This window comes from Enterobacter cloacae complex sp. 394F7, from assembly GCF_057320385.1.
Genome location: NZ_JBXWCS010000007.1, coordinates 162,552 through 184,433 on the forward strand (window position 1 = coordinate 162,552; position 21,882 = coordinate 184,433).

Annotated in this window: 18 protein-coding genes; 12 read left to right on the forward strand and 6 right to left on the reverse strand. The window is 55.7% G+C overall.

Annotated elements, in window-relative coordinates; translation table 11 throughout:
* The first annotated feature begins 50 nt into the window (after positions 1-50).
* Together AC2FAK_RS12450 and AC2FAK_RS12455 are read left to right on the forward strand one after the other, a co-directional pair.
* The gene (locus tag AC2FAK_RS12450) at positions 51-1,037 is read left to right on the forward strand and encodes an MBL fold metallo-hydrolase (RefSeq protein ID WP_095455233.1); all 987 of its coding nucleotides are present in this window, start codon (positions 51-53) and stop codon (positions 1,035-1,037) included.
* 15 nt (positions 1,038-1,052) lie between these two features.
* Positions 1,053-1,964, forward strand: a complete 912-nt coding sequence (locus AC2FAK_RS12455) for a LysR family transcriptional regulator (RefSeq protein WP_095455234.1) — start codon at positions 1,053-1,055, stop codon at positions 1,962-1,964.
* Here the strand turns inward: AC2FAK_RS12455 and AC2FAK_RS12460 are convergent.
* Positions 1,955-2,839, reverse strand: a complete 885-nt coding sequence (locus tag AC2FAK_RS12460) for a LysR substrate-binding domain-containing protein (protein ID WP_095455235.1) — start codon at positions 2,837-2,839, stop codon at positions 1,955-1,957. The two genes, AC2FAK_RS12455 and AC2FAK_RS12460, sit on opposite strands and share 10 nt — an antisense overlap.
* 115 nt (positions 2,840-2,954) lie before the next feature.
* On the opposite strand from AC2FAK_RS12460, the gene AC2FAK_RS12465 reads away from it, so the two are divergent.
* Positions 2,955-4,445, forward strand: a complete 1,491-nt coding sequence (locus AC2FAK_RS12465; RefSeq protein WP_095455236.1) for a UbiD family decarboxylase — start codon at positions 2,955-2,957, stop codon at positions 4,443-4,445.
* 27 nt (positions 4,446-4,472) lie between these two features.
* On the opposite strand, the gene AC2FAK_RS12470 is transcribed toward AC2FAK_RS12465, so the two are convergent.
* Genes AC2FAK_RS12470 through opgC form a run of 5 tightly spaced genes read right to left on the reverse strand, consistent with a single transcriptional unit; the run spans position 4,473 to position 8,578 of the window.
* Entirely contained in the window at positions 4,473-4,898 is a 426-nt protein-coding gene (locus AC2FAK_RS12470; RefSeq protein ID WP_045294122.1) for an ATP-binding protein, read from the reverse strand.
* Positions 4,899-5,237 carry an STAS domain-containing protein gene (locus AC2FAK_RS12475; protein ID WP_045294124.1) on the reverse strand — a complete coding sequence of 113 codons (339 nt, stop codon included), beginning with the start codon at positions 5,235-5,237 and terminating at the stop codon, positions 4,899-4,901.
* The gene (locus tag AC2FAK_RS12480; protein WP_058679074.1) at positions 5,221-6,441 is read right to left on the reverse strand and encodes a PP2C family protein-serine/threonine phosphatase; all 1,221 of its coding nucleotides are present in this window, start codon (positions 6,439-6,441) and stop codon (positions 5,221-5,223) included. Before AC2FAK_RS12480 ends, AC2FAK_RS12475 begins: the two co-directional genes overlap by 17 nt.
* A gap of 8 nt (positions 6,442-6,449) precedes the next feature.
* Entirely contained in the window at positions 6,450-7,349 is a 900-nt protein-coding gene (locus tag AC2FAK_RS12485) for a hypothetical protein (protein ID WP_045294355.1), read from the reverse strand.
* Positions 7,350-7,360: 11 nt separating this feature from the next.
* On the reverse strand, positions 7,361-8,578 hold the full coding sequence (gene opgC / locus AC2FAK_RS12490) for an OpgC domain-containing protein (protein ID WP_095455237.1): 1,218 nt from the start codon (positions 8,576-8,578) through the stop codon (positions 7,361-7,363).
* A gap of 280 nt (positions 8,579-8,858) precedes the next feature.
* Between opgC and AC2FAK_RS12495 the strand changes: the two genes are divergently transcribed.
* From AC2FAK_RS12495 to AC2FAK_RS12535, 9 genes are all read left to right on the forward strand, one after another.
* Positions 8,859-10,676 (forward strand): glycosyltransferase family 2 protein, encoded by a 1,818-nt coding sequence (locus AC2FAK_RS12495; RefSeq protein WP_095455238.1) that lies wholly within the window; start codon positions 8,859-8,861, stop codon positions 10,674-10,676.
* Positions 10,673-12,004: a DUF3131 domain-containing protein gene (locus AC2FAK_RS12500; RefSeq protein ID WP_045294132.1), complete on the forward strand. Its 1,332-nt coding sequence runs from the start codon at positions 10,673-10,675 to the stop codon at positions 12,002-12,004. Before AC2FAK_RS12495 ends, AC2FAK_RS12500 begins: the two co-directional genes overlap by 4 nt.
* A 41-nt stretch (positions 12,005-12,045) precedes the next feature.
* The gene (locus tag AC2FAK_RS12505) at positions 12,046-13,548 is read left to right on the forward strand and encodes a DUF3131 domain-containing protein (protein ID WP_058679094.1); all 1,503 of its coding nucleotides are present in this window, start codon (positions 12,046-12,048) and stop codon (positions 13,546-13,548) included.
* A complete protein-coding gene (locus tag AC2FAK_RS12510; protein ID WP_095455239.1) occupies positions 13,533-14,927 on the forward strand; it encodes a DUF3131 domain-containing protein in 1,395 nt (464 codons plus the stop codon). The genes AC2FAK_RS12505 and AC2FAK_RS12510 overlap by 16 nt, the downstream gene beginning before the upstream one ends.
* On the forward strand, positions 14,924-15,349 hold the full coding sequence (locus AC2FAK_RS12515) for a globin family protein (protein WP_045294136.1): 426 nt from the start codon (positions 14,924-14,926) through the stop codon (positions 15,347-15,349). Before AC2FAK_RS12510 ends, AC2FAK_RS12515 begins: the two co-directional genes overlap by 4 nt.
* Before the next feature lie 11 nt (positions 15,350-15,360).
* Complete coding sequence (locus AC2FAK_RS12520; RefSeq protein ID WP_095455240.1) at positions 15,361-18,036, forward strand: response regulator; 2,676 nt, start codon at positions 15,361-15,363, stop codon at positions 18,034-18,036.
* Positions 18,026-20,197, forward strand: a complete 2,172-nt coding sequence (locus tag AC2FAK_RS12525; RefSeq protein ID WP_095455241.1) for a glycoside hydrolase family 2 protein — start codon at positions 18,026-18,028, stop codon at positions 20,195-20,197. Before AC2FAK_RS12520 ends, AC2FAK_RS12525 begins: the two co-directional genes overlap by 11 nt.
* A gap of 93 nt (positions 20,198-20,290) precedes the next feature.
* Entirely contained in the window at positions 20,291-20,578 is a 288-nt protein-coding gene (locus tag AC2FAK_RS12530) for a VF530 family protein (protein WP_094084638.1), read from the forward strand.
* Positions 20,579-20,585: 7 nt separating this feature from the next.
* Complete coding sequence (locus tag AC2FAK_RS12535) at positions 20,586-21,878, forward strand: glycoside hydrolase family 10-like protein (protein ID WP_095455242.1); 1,293 nt, start codon at positions 20,586-20,588, stop codon at positions 21,876-21,878.
* Positions 21,879-21,882: the final 4 nt, after the last annotated feature.

Consider the following 21,882-nt stretch of genomic DNA (forward strand, 5'->3'; position numbering starts at 1 on the left):
CTTAAATTTTGATGCATAAGTAAGATGAGGACTTTCTAAAGGAGATCATCATGCTTACTGTCAAGAAACTTGCCCTCTCTACGCTTATCACCAGTTCACTGCTCTTTTACCCTGCGCTGCACTCCCTGGCAGAGACGCCTCAGCACGTGGTGAAACAACCGGCGGGCGGTTACAGCGTTCAGGTGGGCGACGTGCTGGTTACGTCGTTTACGGACGGCAGCGTCGCGCAGGATCTGCACACGCTATTGCGCCGGACCACAGCGCAGAAAACCGATGCGTTACTGGCGAAAAATTTCCAGGCTAACCCGGTTGAAGCTTCCATTAACGCCTTTCTGATTGCGCTGCCGGGACACAAAATTCTGGTCGATACCGGTTCAGGCCAGCTTTTTGGTCCGGGCAACGGCGGGCGTTTAATCGAGAGCCTGGCCACGCAGGGGATCAAACCGCAGGACATCACGGAAATCTTACTGACGCACGCGCATTCCGATCATTCCGGTGGCCTGATAAAGGACGGTAAGGCGGTATTTACCAACGCCCGCGTGTTCGTGGGGAAACCGGATATCGACTTTTTCTTCAATGAAGAGAATCAGAAAAAAACCGGTTACGATCAGAACTACTTTGACGTGGCACAGAAGACCTTAAAACCGTACCTTGATGCCGGCAAAGTGGTGCCGTTTACCGGTACATCAGCGCTGCTGCCGGGTATTGCCGGAACGGTTCACCCCGGCCATACACCGGGCTCGGCCTTCTATACGCTGGAAAGTAAAGGCGAGAAAATTACCTTCGTGGGCGACATTATCCACGTCGCTGCGGTACAGTTCCCGCAGCCTGATGTGACCATCGCCTACGATGAAGATCAGGACGGAGCAGCCCGTGTGCGCAAGCAGGCCTTTGACGACTTTGTCAAAAACAGAGATCTGGTTGCCGCGCCACACCTGCCGTTCCCCGGTATCGGTTATGTCACCAAAGGCGAACGCGCGGGCTATGCCTGGGTTCCGGTTACCTATACCAACCGGGACGCCAGCACAGCTAAATAAACAACGGAAAACAACATGACGCCATTTTCAGACATGGATATTGACCTGATATTGACGTTGGATGCACTGCTCACCGACCGGAACATCACGCACGCCGCCGCACGTCTGGGGGTCAGCCAGCCCGCGCTGTCAGCCCGTCTTTCGCGCCTGCGTGCCATTTTTGGCGAGCCGTTGTTTATCCCTTCCCCACATGGACGTGGGGTGTTGCCCACACCCCGAGCCGAGGCGCTGAGGCCTCAGGTTGCGGCCGTTCTGCGTGGCATCAGCGCGATGCTTGCCCCCACCGGGTTTAACCACCGCGAGAGCAATCGCACGTTCGTCATTGCCCTGCATGAAAACCCGGCTCTGATGCTTGGGGCTGAACTGCTGAATCACATCAGACGTGAAGCGCCGGGGATCCGCCTGCGTTTCGCCCTGCCGGAGTGGGTGAACCTGCCCCAGCAGCTGGAAAGCGGAGACGTTGATATTTACATCGGCGTGAGTGCGGGCGCGCATGACGGCTGGGTCAGACGCAAACTGTTTGAAGACGCGTTTGCCACCGCCCAGCGCAAAGGGCATCCTCGCGGTACGGGGCCGCTGGATCTGGCGCAGTATTGCGCCCTCTCTCATCTGGTGGTCTCCTCCCAGGGCGATCCATTTACCGGCTTTGTCGACCAGACGCTGGCCGGGCTGGGATATCAACGCAACGTGGTGATGTCCACGCAAAGCTATGCCATGGCACCGCCTCTGGTGGCGGGGACTGACCTGATTTGCACCTTACCGGGACGCATGTTGCAGCAGTTCGCCACCACGCTCGATATTTTCCCGCCCCCGCTGCCGCTCCAGCCGATCGCCATCAGCATGTTCTGGCATCCTAAAAACAGTCAGGACACGGCGAACGCCTGGCTGCGCGAACAACTGCTGCTGGCCGCCGGGCGTCAACCCTGAGCAACGGTGGTGAGGAATTTTTTTAAGACTTCAGAACGAATGATTCGGTGACAAACCAGCGTCAGCTCGCTCTCCCTGAGCCGATCAATAATGTCGACGTAAACCACATTCCCGACGCACACCGCCCTTGCTGAGGCGGGCAAGAGCGCAATGCCAAATCCCGCCGCGACAAGGCTGATGACGGTGGGCACGTCGGTGGCATTCTGCACCACCTCCGGCTGGAAACCCGCACCGTTACAGGCGTCATAGAAATATTGTTCCAGCCCCATGCCTTGCGGATCGCGCAGCGAGATCCACTTTTCGTCCTTCACGGATGAAAGTGTCAGTGCGGATGACGTGGCCAGGGGGTGTTGGCGAGGCAGCGCCAGCACCGTTTTCTCTGAGGTAAAGGGGCGAGATTGCAGATCGTCAGGTAACGCAGGCAGCGGAGCCCGGATAATCGCCACGTCCAGCTGGTTGGTCTGCACGGCTTCGTAAAGCGTCTGCACGTTCCCGGTCATCAGCGAAATGGCAATTGCGGACCAGTTCTCGTGCAGCTGGCGCAGCGTTGCAGGCAGCTTATCGTCAAACATCGCACTCGATACACATCCCAGATTCAACACCCCCTGTTCGCCACGGGCGGTTTGTCTGGCGTCCAGCACGGCCTGCTCGGTCATCGCAATTGCCAGCCGGGCTTTGACCAGAAACGCGTCTCCGGCAGGCGTCAGGGTTAAGCGACGATGTGCCCGGCTAAACAGTGTGACGCCCAGACGCGCCTCCAGCGCTTTAATCTGCTGGCTCAGCGCAGGTTGCGCCATGTTCAGACGCTCCGCGGCGCGGTGCATATGGAGCTCTTCGGCTACCACCAGAAAATTACGCATCAGACGAAATTGCATAATGAAGTCCCGCGAAAATTGATAATAAAATTCTTATCAAAATAGCATCAATGATGCAATTGATGCTATCTGTCGTTCGCCCAACAATGGAGGTCAGCCATTAAGGGAGAAAAACATGCAAAACCCCATCAACGATCTCAGAAGCGCCATCGCGTTGCTGCAACGCCATCCAGGTCACTATATCGAAACCGATCACCCGGTAGATCCCAATGCTGAACTGGCGGGCGTCTACCGCCATATCGGCGCGGGCGGTACCGTAAAACGCCCCACCCGCACGGGCCCGGCCATGATGTTCAATAGCGTGAAGGGCTACCCCGGCTCCCGCATCCTGGTAGGTATGCACGCCAGCCGGGAAAGAGCGGCGCTTCTGCTGGGCTGTGAACCCTCGAAGCTGGCGCAGCACGTTGGTCAGGCGGTGAAAAACCCGGTTGCACCGGTGGTGGTTCCGGCCTCGCAGGCACCGTGCCAGGAGCAGGTCTTTTACGCCGACGATCCGGACTTTGACCTGCGTAAGCTGCTTCCGGCCCCGACCAACACGCCGATTGATGCAGGCCCCTTTTTCTGTCTGGGGCTGGTACTGGCAAGCGATCCGGAAGATACCTCGCTGACCGATGTGACCATTCACCGTCTCTGTGTGCAGGAGCGAGATGAACTCTCTATGTTCCTTGCCGCCGGTCGCCATATCGAAGTCTTTCGCAAGAAGGCCGAAGCGGCGGGCAAACCACTGCCGGTCACCATCAATATGGGACTTGACCCGGCTATCTACATTGGGGCCTGTTTCGAAGCGCCAACCACGCCATTCGGTTACAACGAGCTTGGCGTCGCCGGGGCATTACGCCAGCAACCGGTGGAGCTGGTACAGGGCGTGGCGGTAAAAGAGAAAGCGATCGCGCGGGCGGAAATCATCATCGAGGGCGAACTGCTTCCCGGCGTGCGCGTAAGAGAAGATCAGCACACCAACACCGGCCACGCCATGCCGGAGTTCCCGGGCTACTGCGGCGAGGCGAATCCGTCTCTGCCGGTGATCAAAGTGAAAGCCGTGACGATGCGAAACCACGCGATCCTGCAGACGCTGGTGGGCCCGGGCGAAGAGCACACCACGCTTGCCGGTTTACCGACCGAGGCCAGCATTCGCAACGCGGTCGAAGAGGCCATTCCCGGCTTTCTGCAAAACGTCTATGCGCACACCGCCGGGGGCGGTAAATTCCTCGGCATTTTACAGGTGAAAAAACGCCAGCCGTCAGACGAAGGACGTCAGGGCCAGGCGGCACTTATCGCCCTGGCCACCTATTCAGAGTTGAAAAACATTATCCTCGTGGATGAAGACGTGGATATCTTCGACAGTGACGACATCCTGTGGGCAATGACCACCCGCATGCAGGGCGATGTGAGCATTACCACGCTTCCGGGGATCCGCGGCCACCAGCTGGATCCGTCGCAGTCGCCGGACTACAACACCTCGATCCGTGGAAACGGCATTTCCTGCAAGACTATCTTCGACTGCACGGTGCCGTGGGCGCTGAAGGCGCGGTTTGAACGGGCGCCGTTCATGGAGGTTGATCCCACACCGTGGGCGCCGGAGCTGTTTGCGACGAATAAGCAATAGTCCCACAGCACGCGTATGGTCATCGGGTCATACGCTTATTTTCTTTTCAAGCGTGGCGATATTCTCACCCGCCACGCGCTCCACCGTAAAACGATCGACGCTCAGCAAAATCAGCATCAACCCTCTGCCGCTCTCCAGCAATGGCGATGTTTCACAAAATCGGTCTCGTCTGGCGGCATCAAGCCGCTCCTGCGGGAACGCCTCACCTGCGTCGGTAAAGATAAGGCAGACGTCGCTGTCGCGGATGTCGAACCGCACGCGGAATGCGCTTGAGGGATCCTCATGCAACGCATGCCGGATGATATTCGTCGCCACTTCACAGACGGCGAGATCGAGCGCGAAACGCCATTCATCATCAACGGTAAGCGCGCATAGCCTCTCTTCCAGCCAGCTTGCCAGCGGCGTCAGCGAGCCGAGCACCGCCGGAAATTCTGCCTGCTCCGGCGTCTGCATTTACTGCCCCAGCTGCGCAAGCGCGGTGCTTTTATCCGGATATATGCGAAATATGCGATCCATCCGGGTCAGAGTGAACATATTCATGATCCCTGGGTTCAGGGAGCATAGCGCCATTTCGCCTTTGCCATTCATCAACTTGAACAACGACACCAGCATCCCCAGCCCGCTGCTGTCGATGAAATCTACTTTGCTAAAGTCGACAATCAGGGCTTTACGATCGCTGCCAATTTCTTCCGTCACAGTGGCTTTAAACGCTGCCGCAACGGAGGCATCCAGCCGCCGGACCGCCGGCGTAAGTACGTTGGCATGCGGTAATCGTTCAGTGTTCATCATCATTCTGTTCTCCCTGCCGCTCAATTACTAATAGTGAAACATCGTCAGTTAAGGCGGTCGGTTCATCGCGATGTGCGTTACGCCAGTCGGTCAGGTGTTGACCAAACTGTGATAACAGTTCATCAACAGGCAAACGGGCGTGCTGATGAAGCCAGCGCTGGAGACGTTGCGGGCCAAACTGCTCGCCCTCGACATTCTCACATTCCGTGATCCCGTCACTGAATAAGCATAAGCGATCCCCTGGATTGAGGGTAAACGCCACATCGTCCCAGCTGAGATCGGGGATCAGCCCTACAGGCGGTCCGCCGTCACCCACGGCGGTGACGGCACTGTCTGCATTCACAATTACGGGGGTAGGATGCCCTGCCTGACACAACAATCCCTGACCCGTTGCAGGATCGATTACCCCGTAGATAATGGTGAAATAGCTGGTGATGTCGTTCTCTTCACTGCAAAACCGGCTATTCAGAATTCTGATCACCTCAGCGGGAGACTGAACCCCGCCCGCTTCGGTAAACAAGAACCGGTCCACCACCCGGCCATGTAAAAACTGGCGCGCAACCGCGAGGGACATCATCGCCGCGCCTACGCCGTGACCGGAAACATCGACGCAATAAAAACCCAGATGGGAATCGAGCGCAAAAATATTAAAGACGTCGCCCGAGACCCAGGCTGAGGGTAAGAAAAGCCAGTCGGAAAAGTAATTGCCATAACGCAAGCGGTGCGAAGGCAGCACGGAGTGCTGGACACGCGCCGCCAGCTCAAGATCCTGTTCAAGCTGGTGTAAGGCCTCGCTCAGACGCTTATTGTGCGCGGCGAGCGTCGCTTCCAGCGTCAAAATGCGCCCTCCTGCGTGTAACCGTGCCCGTAGCTCTGCCTGCTCGACGGGCTTACTCAAAAAATCATCGGCCCCGGCATGAAAACCCTGCGTCAAATCGCCCGTGTTCTCGCGCGCCGTTAACAGGATGACGTAAACGTAGTGACCCCATTCGCGGCTACGGATCGCCTTGCACAGAGCCAGCCCGTCCATCACGGGCATTTCCCAGTCGCTGATCACCATGCTGACGGGCTCGCTGGCCAATATCTCCAGCGCGGCGACGCCATTCTCCGCCTCGCTCACGATGTAGCCCCACTGGGTGAGCATCCGGGAGAGTAAGCGACGATAAATCAGCGAATCTTCAACGATTAAAACGTGCAGCGCTGACATGCATCCCCCTATAGCGGTAAGAACCAGATAAGGCTGACGGTGCCTTCGCGGAACTTAGCATTCCCGTTACTGTGGCCCGGGTAGCGTGTTCCCGAGTAGTTCGCGTACTGGACGGAGAACGAACCCGGCGTATAGCCTGCATAACCAAAGCTGTAGCTGTAATCGCCGTTCCAGGGTTGTTGCTGACTGCTGTCGGGGAACCAGAATGCCGTTGCCCGAATAAAGAAATGCTGTTTAAAGGTGTAACCGCAGCCGCCGAGGAATACATTTTTATTTTTGCGAATGTCATCGCTGCTAAGGTCATAGTAACGTGGGACCCAACTGTACCCTGCCTGGCAGATAATAGAGTCGCCTTTGTTGATCAGAAGCGATTTTTCTATCGGCTTCGGTAAGGAAAACTTATAGGCGAGAGTCACCGCCCCCTGCTCGAAGTAGGTATGTCGTCGGCTACCGGGCGTCCAGAAGTGATTATCACCGTAGTTGCTGTACACAAGGCTAACCGTATTAGCATGCCAGTCGTCATAGCCAAAACTGTAACGAAAATCTGCGGTGTAGCGACTGGTATCCCTGACCGGCAGCCGGGAGGTAATGTTGGCAAACCAGAAGCTATAGGGCGAATACTGCAGGCTGAGATTCAGCGTCTGGTTAATTTTTCGCTTTTGTGTGGCGCTGTCTGAGCTGTTTGGAATGCTCATCCACTGCTCTTTCAGCCCCGAACTGAAACTCAGGGCACCTGAGAATTTTTTGTCATTACCCGAAAACAGGCGCCCCCATCGACTGGTAAATACGCCAGCCTGTACCGGTTCGCCGTTTTTATCGCGCAGGGTGTCATTTTCATTACTTTGTGCCGCATCTGCGGAAGATGTTGCGGCGAGCAGCACGCCCGCCAGAAGCCATTTCTCGCGCATAACCGCCATCCTTAGTTAGGTATCCAGCGTGCGGCGACGTTATATTTCGCCATGAGCCACAGTATGCCTAGTGCCGCAGCATGCACTAACGTGTTTTCTGTCCAGGCGTGACGCCATAAATCGAACGTAATGAACTGACTCACCAGCAACACCACGTACACATGCAAAATAAAGGTATAAAGCGAGTGCTGGCCTAACGGAATGAGAAACCATCCGAACATTTTGTTGAGCGGCACCCACCACCAGGTCAGCACCAGATAGACGGTAACCATCAGCGCGATATCGTTTAATACCCGCACCGGACCCAGCCCATTTTTTGCAGCCCAGGTGTGATAAAACGTGTTGAAGGTGTCAGGTGGAATCACATGCAACAGCAGCGCAGGCGGCATAAACGGGTTGGTATGGTTCTGCGCAACAAACCCCAGAACAAGTGATACCATCACCAGCGCAACCACCACCACTTTACCTGCCGGCGTGCGGGCAAAAGAGAGTAATTCGGCTTTGTACCAGCCGCACGCCATGCCCAGCACGAAAATGAACTGCCAGGCCAGCAGCGGAAAAGCGAATTCGAATTCCGCTGGCGTCAGCCGCAGCGGCCAACGCTGCCACAGGCTGTACACCAGCAGCGACAGCCCCAGCAGCCACCAGACCTTCCCTTTCTGCAACATCCCTAAAAACAGAGGGCTAAAGAGCAATAAAAAGATATATAGACCAAGAATTTGAGTCTGATGGGGGCCAATCTGCAAATAGAGAATGATATTGAACCAGGTCTCTTTTATTTGCGGTGTCACCGGATAAAGCGACCAGCTTTCACCCGAAAAGCGATCGGTAAAATGGGTAACCTCGAAAAGAGTAATATTGGGAACCCATGACAGAAGAATAAATGACACTATGATAATGATATTTACGCGATATATTTTCCACGCCCGGAGATAAAGCCCCCATGACACCGTAAGTAATACCACTTTTTGCAGGCGAGCACGGTTGAGCATGCCCAACATAAATCCTGAGAGAATCACAAAACCCTCTGCGCCGGTGGTTAATCCGAAACGCTCCCAGGAAAATATATTAAATACTGACATCACTTCCGTATGTGCGACGACCATCATGACGAGGGCAATACCGCGCATAAAGTCGATTCTCAGGTCGCGTGCACCTGCAACGGCATACCGCCATGGTGTTGATTTTGATTTATCTTCTTGCGCGAGCGACGGCGCAATATGGCTCATAGGGTGTCCTTTACCAGGAAGCGAAAATAAAGTTCTAAATAAAGTAGATAGCCTATAGAAATAGTAACCGCAATTTCTCCCTGGCAGAGAAAATGGATTAAGCAAAATTTACATCCAATTAACCCATGCTAAATATTACTCATGTGCATGGCTGGACACTTTTATTCGACGTTCTACACTTACCTTAAATTTCGTTCAATCGCTTTTTCTTTGGCCTTCGGGTAACTGTCTGCGCCGCAGAATGGGGCTGCATTTTCACGGAATCAGGAAAGCCGGATCTATGGATTTTTATTTTTCCCGTTTTGAACATCGTCAACCTCCGGAACCGTTAAAAACGCCACGTTGGGTCATGATGACCTGGCAGGTGTTAGCGGTCGCGGCGCTCATACTGGGCGCAAATTATATTTACTGGCGCTGGACCGCCTCCCTGAATACCGATGCCTTGTGGTATGCCATTCCGCTGGTCCTCGCCGAAACCCTGGCATGGATCGGAACCGTGCTGTTTACCATCAATTTGTGGAAAGAAGAGGATCCACCGCAAAGTCCCCCTCCCAGCGATATTAACGCCTGTCTGTCGCCCGAGGAGGCCACGGAACCGCGTCCTGTTAAAGTGGATTTATTCATCGCAACCTATTCCGAAGACACCGAGCTGGTACGGCTCTCCATTCAGGATGCGCTGAAGATGGATTACCCTTTCCCGATTGACTACCGGATCCACGTGCTTGATGACGGCCGCCGCCCGGAGATGAAAGCCGTCTGCGAAGAGGAAGGCGTCAATTACATCAGTCGCCAGACTAACATCGGCTTTAAGGCCGGCAATCTGCGCAACGGCCTTGAGCAAACCGACGGCGACTTCATTGTTATTTGCGATGCCGATACCCGGGTCTTCCCTACTCTTCTCAGCCATACGCTCGGCTATTTTCGCGACCCCGATGTCGCCTGGGTACAGACCCCCCAATGGTTCTTCGACCTGCCGGAAGGCGAAAATTTGTCACACTGGGGACACCGTAAAGCAGGGAAAGTTGGCTATGGCCTGGGCTGGGCGATCCAGAAGCTGGTTGGCCCGGTGACCCTTGGCCGCGATCCGTTTTTCAACGACCCGCGCATGTTCTATGACGTGATCCTGCGACGCCGCAACTGGGCCAATGCGGCATTCTGCTGTGGGGCGGCCTCCATTCACCGCCGTGAGGCCGTAATGCAGGCCGCACTGAGAAGCTATGCCTGGTCTGTTGAAGAGGAGATCCATCGCCATACCCGGGATATCCGTGACGAAGAAACGCGGGAAGCCTTGCAGAATGCGATGCGTCCGCACGTGGCATTTGACACCGAATTAACGCCCTACAAATTCCACGTATCGGAAGATATCTATACCTCAATTTTGTTGCACGGTGATGCCGCAAGACGCTGGCGTTCGGTCATGCACCCGCGCGTTGAATCGAAAATGCTCTCCCCGCAGGATATGCTGACATGGATGATCCAGCGCTTTAAGTATGCCGCCGGTTCGCTGGATATTTTGTTCCATGACAATATCTTCAGTCGCCGCCGCTTTAAGCTTTCTCTCCCTCAGACGCTGATGTACGCCACAACCTTCTGGTCTTATCTGGCCTGCGTGTGGAACACGGTGTTTTTGATTTCGCCCATCATTTACCTGTTCACCGGCATTCCACCGGTTTCAGCCTGGTCGACGCCGTTCTATCTCCACTTTCTGCCCTTTTTTATCCTCTCTGAGCTGGCCTTTATGTTCGGCACCTGGGGGATTTCGGCCTGGGACGGCAGGGCCTCTTACCTCTCCTTCTTTTCCATGAATCTGCGCGCGCTCAACACCGTGCTGCGAGGCGAACAAATCAAGTTTCATGTTACGCCGAAAGAGAGGCAAACCGGCCGTTTTCTCTATCTGGTGAAGCCGCAGATTGCCATCGTGGTACTGACCCTGGCGGGGCTTCTCTGGGGAGGAATCCAGGTCGCTCGCGGCCAGGTTGACGATCCATCTGGTTACGTCATCAATATTTTCTGGGGGGCGGTCAATATCGCCGCCATGCTCCCTCTGATTTTTGCGGCCATGTGGACGCCAACTGAAGAGGGAGAGGTCAGCCAATGAGACGACGCGATGCCCTGCTTTCTGCGCGCAGTTATTTGACAATTTTGCTGGGGTTCCTGCTCGGTTTTGCCATTGTGGTGTGGGTTGAGAAACAAATGCCTTCGCGTGTGGAAAGCAGCGGCGGCATTGCGCTCAGTAAAGATTTCCCTCCACTGCCTGCGACACGCGAACTGACCTATAACGAAGCCATCTGGGCGCGGGTGGCATGGCAGTATTACGTGAATAATACCCAGCCAAACGGGCTGGCGAACGCCAGCGACGGTGAGCCATGGCTAAGCCTCTGGAGCGTGGGAAGCTATCTCTTTGCGACCATCGCTGCACAGCAACTCAATATTATTACCACCGATGAGTTTGACGAGCGGATCGGCGCCGCCCTGTTCACGCTGGGGGCGCTACCGCTCAATGATAAAGGGCTCCCGGCCGCCTATTATCATGCGGACACGCTGAAGATCCTCGGCAAATCAGACGCCTCGCCCATAGGGCTCAGCCGCCTGCTGACGGCACTTCAGACTCTCCTGTGGCGCTACCCTCAGCACGCCGCGGCGGTTGGTGATGTGTTTAGCCACTGGCGTACCGGCTCGCTGATTGAAAATAACACTCAAAGCCAGGCGGCCGTGCCGCTTCATCACTGGACGCTGACTGCCGATGAACAGCGGGACAGCTTTGGCTATCGACTCTATGCCAGCCATACCCTGCGTTTGATTGACAGTGCAGCGGGCCTCGCGGTCACCAACCCGCCTGAAGGGCAAAAGATGATCGACCTGGATGGCATCATGGTCCCCGATGAAGGGTTACGTACGCCCTGGGGCAAGCAGACCTCTCTGATCAGCCTGCCCTATCTGTTAACCGGTCTTGAGCTGGGTTTTGATGCCCAGAGCGCGGAAATCGCGTGGCGAATTATGCAAATTCAGCAGCGTCGCCACCACCTCCGTACACCAAAACCGCCTGTCAGCACGGATTATGCCGAACCGGCACCGGATTATGTTACCGACCTGCCAGACAGACAGCCAGTACAGGCACGCGCCTTGCGCGACGAAGCACCGGAGAAGGTAGCCATTACCTCAACCCGTTCTGCGTTTGCCTGGTATGCCCTGTTTCGTAATAGCTGGAGTGAAGCGCTGCGCCAGCAGGTAGAGTCGCTTCAGGTGCCGGGCAAAGGCTGGCAAAGAGGATTAAATCTCAACAATAGCGTTAATTCCGTCGTAGATGCGGATACCAATGCCATTGTGCTGGAAAGCCTGTCTTATATCGCGCATGGCCAGATGCTCTGTCTGGCCTGTCTCTACACGGCCCCACGGCCATCCACTTCTGCAGGAGCAACGCCATGAAGCCACGATCCCTGATCTTCTTTCACCTGCTGACGGGAATAATGATCTGCTGGCTGGCATTATCGACCGTGCGTGCGGAAACCGGGCTGCCAGCATCGAATTACGCCCCGCGCAGTGGAGAGCTGACGGTCAGAGAGATGACCATTGCGAAAAATGCCTGGCAGTATTTTGTGGCGAATTATCAGCCCACGACGGGCCTGGTGAATGCGGTCAATAAATATCCCTCTACCACGATGTGGGACAGCGCATCCTATCTGGCTGCCATGACGGCGGCGCGTGAACTGGGGATCATTGATAAAGCAGAATTCGATCGCAGAATGCTGAAGTTTCTCGCCACGCTAAACACGCTGGTGCTGTTCCGCAACGAGCTGCCAAACAAAGCGTATAACACCATCAGCGGCCAGAAAGTGGACTATACCAACAAGCCCGGTGAAATTGGCTTCTCGGCCCTGGATATCGGACGGATGCTGGTCTGGCTGAAAATTATCAAAGAGCGTTACCCGGAATATGGCAACAGCATAGATAACGTGGTACTGGGATGGGATTTCAGCCATGTGATTGATCCCTGCGGTACCCTGTATGGTGCCTATCTGGAAAATGGCCAGCCCAAATATGTTCAGGAAGGTCGACTGGGCTATGAAGAGTACGGCGCGGCGGGTTTCCAGCTGTGGGGTTTTAATACCTGTAAAGCCAGTCGCCCGCAGCCTTATGAGCTGGCCGAAATTTACTGCGTACTCGTTCCCTATGATACACGCGACCCGCGTAACACATCTCAACATAACTATGTTGTGACGGAGTCTTACCTGCTTTACGGGCTGGAGTTCGGCTTCGATAAACCGACCGACCGCGATAACGCGCCCCGCGACTACTCCCTGACATGGATGAAGAACTTTGCCGACCGCGTTTACCAGGCACAGGAGAACCGCTATACCATCACCGGCGTCCTCACTGCCCGCTCTGAACACCAGCTCGATAAACCCCCATATTTCGTCTATGACACCGTATTCAGCGATGGTTTTAACTGGAACACCATCACCGATAAAGGCCAGTTCGTCCCTGGCGCTGCCGCGATTTCACTGAAAGCGGCGCTGGGGATGTGGGTATTGTGGAACTCGCCCTACACGGACCGCCTGCTGAATACCATTGAGAATGCAAACGAAGAGGGAAAAGGCTACTACGAAGGCCTGTATGAAAATGGTGACGGGCCGATCAAAGAGTTCACCGCGAACAATAACGGCATCATGCTGGAGGCGTTGTTATTCAAAAAAGAGGGAAAACTGTTGGCCTTCAATACCGACAACCCGAAGAGCAAGGATTTTGCCCCGTCACTGTGGGATCAAAAGCTGCTGGATCAGTTTGAAGAGAACAACGCGCTGCGTAGCCGACCGTTCCTTACCAGCACACCGGCAGTAAAAAGCTGGTGCGACCGGACCGGCGTCACGCTGCGCACCAAACCCGCCTGTCAGGCTTGTCAGTGCGCATCCTGCAGCGCGGACGAGCCTGTTAAACTGCCTCCGGTGACTGCGCAATGCTTAAAACCTTAGCCAGAGGGCTCGCGGGATTACTCCTCGCAGGCGTAGCGGTTTTTGCCCTGTTTGGCCATCAGGGGGCTGGCTGGCGCTGGCTGATAAACGGTGGCTGGCACTCCACTGCTCGCCTCGCCACCCTGACGCCGGAAGAGCAGAAATGGGCGGCAATTGCCTGGCGCTATTTCGTCAACAATACCCAGCCACAAACCGGGCTGGTCAACGGAAGCGACAAACAGCCGCGCGTCACGCTCTGGCAAATGGGCGATACACTTATCGCGCTGCTCTCAGCAAAAGAGCTGGGGTTGATTCAGGATGCCGAGTATGACGCCCGCTTAACCCGACTGATGGGGACACTCAACCGTCTGATGCTGACCGATACCCGTACACCAGGGCGGCTCTATTCCAGCCAGACAGCAACGCTTATCGATTTTAGCGGCAACCCGGTCAGACAGGGTTGGTCTGCCCGGGACATGGCTCGCCTGATGCTCGCTCTGCGCCTCACTGCAGAGCGTGAGCCGCAATATGGTGAGTATCTGGACAAAATCATTCTGCGGTGGAATTTCTGTCCGGTCATCGATAACGAGGGCGAACTGTGGTCATCTTCCCTGCAGAATGGCCAGCCGGTGGTGCGTGAGGAGCTGCGTCTGGGCGAAAGCGAATATGCCGCGACGGCGTTTCATCTGTGGGGATTTTCAGCGGAGAAGGCGTTTACGCCGCCGGTACATCACGTCATCATCGCGCAGCGGCGGCTGGCCGTGGATGCCCGCGATCCGCGCACCACGTGGCAGCCCTCCCTGATTACCACTCTTCCCTACATGTTGCCAGGTCTGGAGTTTGGCTGGGAACCCGATGGCGTGACGGCCGAACGACAAAAGCGTCTGCGTAAGCAAGCAGAAAACGTCTGGCTGAGTCAGAAGACCCGCTGGGAGATCGATAAAATCCTGACAGCGCGTGCTGATTTCGCGCTCTCACAGGCCCCCTGGCATATACAGGATACCGTCTGGGGAAATGGTTATGCCTGGAACTCAATAGGCGATGATGGCCGGGACTACACCCGGTTCGCGCAGGTGTCGACCAAAGCGGTCTTTACGCTGTGGGCCTTGTGGGATACCCCTTACACCGACGAGCTGATGTCAGTCACAAAACACCTTAACGATCCGCAAAGAGGTTGGTATGAAGGCCGCCTTGAAGCCACGGGCGATACCAATGCTGCCCTCACCCTCTCCACCAATGCCATGGTGCTGGAAGCCCTTTTCTTTAAACATAACGCCGGGCCTCTCTTTGATACCCGCCAGTCAAGGAAAGAGAGCTACTTTACCCACCGTCTGGCAGATCAATATGCCCCCCCGGGACGTTGTCTGCCGGGTGAAAACGCTATAAGGAGGACGCCGTGAAATTCTACCGCGATCTATTTGAATCCAGCCTGAACCGCGTCTTCCCGGATAATGAAAAAACGGCGTTTTTCGAGACGTTCTACGACGCTTTCGTGCATATGTCACCTGAGACGGAAGCACATTTTGCCCGTCTGCCGGATCAGGAAGGCCAGCAAACCCTGTTTAAAAGTTTCTTCGCCATGCTGGCGGTAGATGGCGCCCTGATTGTGCCGGATTTTCTTGAGCGCCTGGCGCGGGAGCAAAGCGATGACGGCTTGCACCTTCCGCCGCGTTTTTTTGCCCTCTGGCGGGAAGCGATGCTCAACACGGTGAGCCTGCGCGATCCGCAATGCGACGATGAGATCCTGACGGCATGGGCGATGGCTATTGCGCCTGGGCTGGAATACCTGCGCCGACAGGCAGAACTGCATTACCGGGCGTAAGGAGCATGACAATGCCTTCATTTAACTATGATCTTAACGCGCTCCCGGCTGCGGTCATGATTTATGACCGCAATGAACACCTGGTGGCCTGGAATCACAGCGTTGCCCTGTTTTATCCGGTCATCACTCCGTGGCTGAAAGCAGGTACGCCTCTTGAAGAGTTGGCAGAACGTTTCATTGACGCTGTTTACAACGTCGATCCAGGCCTTCGTCAAACGCTGCGTGAATCCATCGTTCGCAACTGTCGGCAGGATAAACATTGTGAAGTCAGACAGGCTGGTCAACGACGCATTTTTGTTCAACATCAGCGGCTTGCGGACGGCAGTATCGTCAGTCTGCATAGTGATATCACGGAGCTTGACGAAGCGCAGCGGTCGCGCCACCGGCTACATGACGATTTTCTGCTGACGGCGGAATCCATTCATATCGGAATTTGGGACTGGCAGGTTTCTGGTGACACTTTACAGGTGAACGACACGCTGCTGTCCATGCTCGGTCAGTCACGCATGCGGTGGCATTATCCGGTGCGTTTTTTGCTCAATCAGGTTCATGAGGACGATCGCGCTGCGCTGCGCAAGGCACTGCAGGCCTCAAAACAGGACCACCGTCCGGTCTTCGAATGTGAAATCCGCGTTCATCACCCCACAGAAGGGTTACGCTGGATGCTGTTGTCCGGCCAGGTGGTGACGCTCTCCATCGAGGGCAACGCTGAGCGGGTCATTGGTACACTACAGGATATTACCCGGCGTAAAGAGGCCGAAATACTGGCGATCAATGCCGCCCGGGAGGCCAGAAAGGCGAATGAGGCGAAAAGTGCATTTTTAGCCAATATGAGTCATGAAATTCGCACGCCTATGAACGGTATTATTGGCATGACGCAACTGTGCCTTGATACCCCTCTTGATGCCGATCAGCGTGATTACCTTACGCTGGTGATGAGTTCTGCCCAGTCTTTGCTGCACATCATTAACGACATTCTTGATTTCTCGCGTATCGAAGCCGGCAAAGTGGAACTGGAGACAGAGCCGGTTTCCGTGCGCCCCTTTATTCAGTCGCTTATTCGTCCGCACATGCCGGGTGCCAGTGAAAAAGGGATTGAGCTTCTGGTTGATATAGCGCCTGACGTTCCCGACGTACTGCTGGTGGATGGCGCACGGCTACGTCAGATCCTCACCAATCTGCTGGGAAATGCGCTCAAATTTACCCACCAGGGGGAAGTCATGCTGATTATTGAGCCGGAAGATGGCGAGCATCGCTGGCGTTTTCGGGTGCGTGACAGCGGTATTGGTATACCGGCGGATAAACAGAATGCCATTTTCGAAGCCTTCAGCCAGGCGGACAATTCAACAACTCGTCGCTATGGAGGTACGGGGCTTGGATTGACTATCTCTGCGCGGCTGGTTGCGGCGATGGGGGGGGAGTTAACCGTGACCAGCGAACCGGGTAAAGGCAGCGAGTTTACATTCGTGCTACCGCTGGCGACGCAGCCTCTGGCCCCGGAAGAACGGCCGTACAGCAAACGGTTTAGCGGGGAGCCGGTGCTTGTGGTCGATGATAACCAAACGAATCTGCGATTGTTGGCCGCAATGCTCAGCCAGATGGGGCTGAAACCCACCTGCGTCAATAAAGCCAGCGAGGCGATACATCGGGTTAAAGCGGGGCCCGCCTGGCCGTTAATACTGCTGGACGCGCAAATGCCTGAAATGGACGGGGTTTCTCTGGCGCTGGAGCTTTCAGTTCTGCCGCAGACGGCGGAGAGTCATATCATCATGTTGAGCTCCATGAGCCGACATTTTGACAGCAATATGCTGAAACGGATTGGTATCAAACACTATCTGCATAAACCCATCGCGCAGGACGAGTTGCATCAGGCCATTGCCGCAGCCTTTGAGCGGTTGCCGAAGCTAATGAGTGAAGCCCTCCCCGTGCCAGTCGCGTCATCGGGTCGTAAGGGGCTACGCATCCTGCTGGCTGAAGATAATCTGGTCAATCAGAAGGTGGCAGCACGGCTGCTTGAACGCCTCGGCCATAGCTGTCAGATCGTCGACAATGGACTCACTCTGCTTGAACGCTGGCGTTCGGGAGAATGGGACGTTTTGTTGATCGACCTTCAGATGCCCGAAATGGACGGTGAAACCGCCATTCGACGGCTTCGGGAAGAGGAACAGACCCTACCCGGCCCTGCTCAGCCAACCGTCGCCATGACCGCACACGCTATGCAGGGGGATAAAGAGCGTTGTCTCAATATGGGATTCGATGGCTATATTGCCAAACCCATCAGCCAGGAACGTCTTGCTGAAGAGATTGCCCGCGTTCTTCAGCGCGAAGATTCACTGGACTTTCCCGATGAAGCTCGCCTGCTGAACCAGTGCGCTGACGATCCCGCCCTGGTCCAGGAACTTCTGACCCTGTTTGGTGAAGAACTGGATGGGGCCGTGAAAGCCATCTCCCGGGCTATCAACCGTGATGACCGTGAAACGCTGCGCCGTGCGGCCCATAAACTGCGCGGCGAAGCCGTCACGCTGGACTTCCGGGGTCTCGCACAGCAACTGCAGGTGCTGGAGAGCGAAGCGCATACGCTGGAGACGCAACAGCTTGCGATGCTGAATGCCAAACTTCATAAGGAATCACGGCGCCTGATGGCCTGGCTCGCCAATCGTGGGGTAAATGTTATTCATGATTCGTAACTGCACGCTGCTTTTTGCATTGTTGACCCCCTCGGTGATGGCAACTTCAGTACCGATAAGCTGGTCTCTTGCGGGTGTATGGCAGGTTCAGGACGCCAACGATAACCCCCGGTCTGCCGGGGCAGGCTGGCGTAAACTGAACGTACCTGCCAACTGGTATAGCGCCGGGTACGATCATCAGGGGGCGTTGTGGTATCGCCACGCTTTTACCCTCCCCGCTCAACCGCCCGATATCATGACCACCCTGGTGTTTGACGGTGTCGACTACCTGGCCGATGTCACATTAAACGGCCAGTCACTGGGCCAGCATGAGGGTTATTTCCAGCGCTTTTCGCTGGATGCCACCGGAGCGTTACAACGTCACAACCAGCTTATAATTAGGGTTGATAGCCCCTTCGAAGATCCGCAGACGGTCTGGCCTCTGCATAAAACCGCCATGAAGGGGATTCTTAATCAGCATGACACTCGTCCAGGCGGCGCGTGGTCACCTGAAGGTCAGGATGCGAACTCTGGCGGCATCTGGGCACCGGTCAGACTGCATCTTAGCCGGGGAGCCACCATTGATGACATTATTCTGCGCCCCGACTGGACGCAGGGACTGACGCATCCGGCGTTAAAGGCTGAGATACGCTATCGCGCCCTCCAGTCGGAACGCGCTACCGTGCGGCTTACCGCAACCCCCGCCAACTTCAACGGCAAACGCTTTGAGGCTGACTTTCCGGTCACCCTCAAAAGCAACGCCCATTCCGTGCAGGTTACGCTGCCCATGACGGGGGCAAAACTCTGGTGGCCGGTCGGCACAGGGAAGCCACACCTGTATACGGTTCGCGCCTCATTACGCGATAAAACCGGGTTAATGGATACGGCTGTCACCCGCACCGGACTGCGCAAGATAGTAGAACAGCCGGGTAACACAGGCTGGCTTATTAACGATAAACGCCTGTTTATTAAGGGCAGCAATTACATCGGCTCCCCGTGGCTCAGCACCATGACGCGCGAGAAATACCGTCGCGATCTTCGTCTGGTTAAGGCCATGAACGCCAACGCCATACGCGTACACGGACACGTGGCGGGTCGCGCGCTTTATGAGGTTGCCGATGAGATGGGAATGCTAATCTGGCAGGATGTTCCGCTGCAGTGGGGCTACGACAACAGTGAGGCCTTTACGAAAAATGCGGTTCGCCAGACTCGCGAGATGATCGAACAGTTCGGTAATTCCCCCGCCATCATCGTCTGGGGCGGTCATAACGAACCGCCCTGGAATTCACCCTGGATGGAAAAACGCTTCCCGGACTGGAACAAAAACCTTAATCGCGACCTCACGCAAAAAGTCGCGGATACGCTTGCCGAAGATACCTCCCGCATTGTGCATCGTTTTTCCGCCGTGGAGGAGCATTACTGGGCGGGATGGTATTTCGGTACCGTACGCGATCTGCTTGCCCCGGCCAAAACGGGTATCATTACCGAGTTCGGTGCACAGGCCCTTCCCCGCCTGTCCACGCTAAAAACCATTATCCCGGCATCACATCTGTGGCCTAAAACGACCGCCGCCGACGACCCCGGCTGGACGCTCTGGAAATACCATAATTTTCAGCCGTTCCAGACCTTTAAGTTTGCCGGCATCGCGCGCGGCAATAACATTAAACAGATGATCCACAATACGCAGGCCTATCAGTCACAACTGGTGGCCACGGCGGCAGAGAGCTATCGTAGGCAGCGATACCAGCCGGTAACGGCACTGTTCCATTTCATGTTTGTAGAAACCTGGCCCTCTATCAACTGGGGGGTGGTGGACTATTTGCGCAAACCTAAAGCCGGGTATTTCGCATTAAAACGCGCGTATCAGCCCATCCTGCCCTCCATTGAGCCGGTCACTGCGCAGTGGATGTCCGGCGCAGCGGCGACCCTGCGTCTTTGGGCAATCAATGACACCTGGAAACCGTGCAATGAATGCCGTCTGATATGGCGTGTTACCCAGCGCGATAAGGTGCTGGCAGAGGGCACGATGACAATGACGATCGCCGCAGACTCCGGAAAAATTGTAAAAGCGCTTACGGTCACACCCGTGGGTCAGGACGCGGTGTTGATCAGATTCACGATCAAAAACAAAGCGGGGAAAACCGTCGGAGATAATCAGAGAACAGAATCCGTCATAAAGTGAGCGAGGGGAAAAGGAAAATTGCCGCTTCCCCTGCTTTCTTGTACCCTTTCAGCGTTTACCCCAATCCCCTGAAAATCGAGACACCGGACGCCTATGACTGCACATATTTCCAAAGATCCTTTGCATGGCATTACGCTGGAGATGATGGTCAACGCCCTGGTGGCGCGATATGGCTGGCGCGAGTTGGGCGATCGAATCAAAATTAACTGTTTCAGAAATGACCCAAGCGTGAAGTCGAGCCTGAAATTCCTGCGCCGTACCCCCTGGGCACGCGCGGAGGTCGAGGCCCTGTATCTTGATTCCCTCAATGATAACGGGACCGCTGAACGCGAGGCGCCCGCCTTTAACCCCTGGGCCAATAGTCGGATAACCAAGAGCTAATACGCAAATGATGCGACATGTAAAACGGACTGGTGCGCTGCTTGGCTGCGCGCTTTTACTTGTTAGTTGCTCCTCAAAACCCCCAAAGTCGCTGGTCACACCGCTCCCGACCCCAGGCAAACCGACGCAGCAGGCAAACGAGCCGATGCGTGGGATCTGGCTGGCAACTGTCTCCCGTCTCGACTGGCCGCCGGTCGCGTCGGTGAATGGCCGCAGTGCTGACCAGCGTATTGCGATGCAAAAACAGGCGCTGATCGACAAACTCGACAATCTGAAACGCCTGGGAATTAACACGGTGTTTTTCCAGGTAAAACCGGACAGCACCGCGCTCTGGTCGTCCAAAATCCTGCCGTGGTCAGATATGCTTACCGGCAATATTGGCGAGTATCCGGGCTACGATCCGCTGCAGTTTATGCTCGATGAAGCCCACAAGCGTGGGATGAAAGTTCATGCCTGGTTCAACCCCTATCGCGTTTCAACCAATACCAAACCGTCAACCATCGCCGCGCTGAACCGCACCTCATACCAACAACCGTCCAGCGTCTATGTGCAGCACCCTGAGTGGGTTCGCATCGCAGGCGATCGGTTTGTGCTCGACCCGGGCATCCCGGAGGTGCGTGACTGGATAACCCGGGTGGTGACCGAGGTGGTGGCGAACTACCCGATAGACGGCGTGCAGTTTGATGACTATTTTTATGCCGAATCGCCCCGCTCAACGCTGAATGATGCGCAGACCTACAGACAATACGGCCAGGGGTTTAGCTCCAAAGCCGACTGGCGTCGCCACAATACGCAGCAGCTGATTGTGCAGGTCTCTCGGGCGATCAAACAGACAAAACCGCAGGTTGAATTTGGTGTCAGCCCGGCGGGTGTCTGGCGTAACCGCTCCTTTGACCCGGCAGGATCCGACACCCGTGGCGCGGCGGCGTATGATGAATCCTACGCTGACACCCGTCAGTGGGTGCAACAGGGGCTGCTGGACTACATTGCCCCGCAAATCTACTGGCCTTTCTCCCGCGATGCGGCACGCTATGACGTGCTGACCAAATGGTGGGCCGACGTGGTGAAACCGACCCATACCCGTCTGTACATCGGCATTGCGTTCTATAAAGTGGGCGAGCCGTCGAGAAATGAGCCGGACTGGACGGTTCAGGGCGGCGTGCCGGAGCTGAAAAAACAGCTCGATCTCAACGACTCCCTGCCGAACGTGAATGGCACGATCCTGTTCCGCGAAGATTACCTCAACCAGCCGCAGACGCAGCAGGCGGTAAACTACCTGAAAGGACGCTGGGGAAGCTAAGTAC

What these genes read in the sequence shown, in the direction of transcription:
- AC2FAK_RS12465 (WP_095455236.1), top strand. Translation starts at nt 2,955, where the DNA reads ATGCAAAACCCCATCAACGATCTCAGAAGCGCCATCGCGTTGCTGCAA.
- AC2FAK_RS12485 (WP_045294355.1), bottom strand. Translation starts at nt 7,349, where the DNA reads ATGCGCGAGAAATGGCTTCTGGCGGGCGTGCTGCTCGCCGCAACATCT.
- AC2FAK_RS12460 (WP_095455235.1), bottom strand. Translation starts at nt 2,839, where the DNA reads ATGCAATTTCGTCTGATGCGTAATTTTCTGGTGGTAGCCGAAGAGCTC.
- AC2FAK_RS12510 (WP_095455239.1), top strand. Translation starts at nt 13,533, where the DNA reads ATGCTTAAAACCTTAGCCAGAGGGCTCGCGGGATTACTCCTCGCAGGC.
- AC2FAK_RS12535 (WP_095455242.1), top strand. Translation starts at nt 20,586, where the DNA reads ATGATGCGACATGTAAAACGGACTGGTGCGCTGCTTGGCTGCGCGCTT.
- AC2FAK_RS12530 (WP_094084638.1), top strand. Translation starts at nt 20,291, where the DNA reads ATGACTGCACATATTTCCAAAGATCCTTTGCATGGCATTACGCTGGAG.
- opgC (WP_095455237.1), bottom strand. Translation starts at nt 8,578, where the DNA reads ATGAGCCATATTGCGCCGTCGCTCGCGCAAGAAGATAAATCAAAATCA.
- AC2FAK_RS12470 (WP_045294122.1), bottom strand. Translation starts at nt 4,898, where the DNA reads ATGCAGACGCCGGAGCAGGCAGAATTTCCGGCGGTGCTCGGCTCGCTG.
- AC2FAK_RS12455 (WP_095455234.1), top strand. Translation starts at nt 1,053, where the DNA reads ATGACGCCATTTTCAGACATGGATATTGACCTGATATTGACGTTGGAT.
- AC2FAK_RS12525 (WP_095455241.1), top strand. Translation starts at nt 18,026, where the DNA reads ATGATTCGTAACTGCACGCTGCTTTTTGCATTGTTGACCCCCTCGGTG.
- AC2FAK_RS12500 (WP_045294132.1), top strand. Translation starts at nt 10,673, where the DNA reads ATGAGACGACGCGATGCCCTGCTTTCTGCGCGCAGTTATTTGACAATT.
- AC2FAK_RS12450 (WP_095455233.1), top strand. Translation starts at nt 51, where the DNA reads ATGCTTACTGTCAAGAAACTTGCCCTCTCTACGCTTATCACCAGTTCA.
- AC2FAK_RS12520 (WP_095455240.1), top strand. Translation starts at nt 15,361, where the DNA reads ATGCCTTCATTTAACTATGATCTTAACGCGCTCCCGGCTGCGGTCATG.
- AC2FAK_RS12475 (WP_045294124.1), bottom strand. Translation starts at nt 5,237, where the DNA reads ATGATGATGAACACTGAACGATTACCGCATGCCAACGTACTTACGCCG.
- AC2FAK_RS12495 (WP_095455238.1), top strand. Translation starts at nt 8,859, where the DNA reads ATGGATTTTTATTTTTCCCGTTTTGAACATCGTCAACCTCCGGAACCG.
- AC2FAK_RS12480 (WP_058679074.1), bottom strand. Translation starts at nt 6,441, where the DNA reads ATGTCAGCGCTGCACGTTTTAATCGTTGAAGATTCGCTGATTTATCGT.
- AC2FAK_RS12505 (WP_058679094.1), top strand. Translation starts at nt 12,046, where the DNA reads ATGATCTGCTGGCTGGCATTATCGACCGTGCGTGCGGAAACCGGGCTG.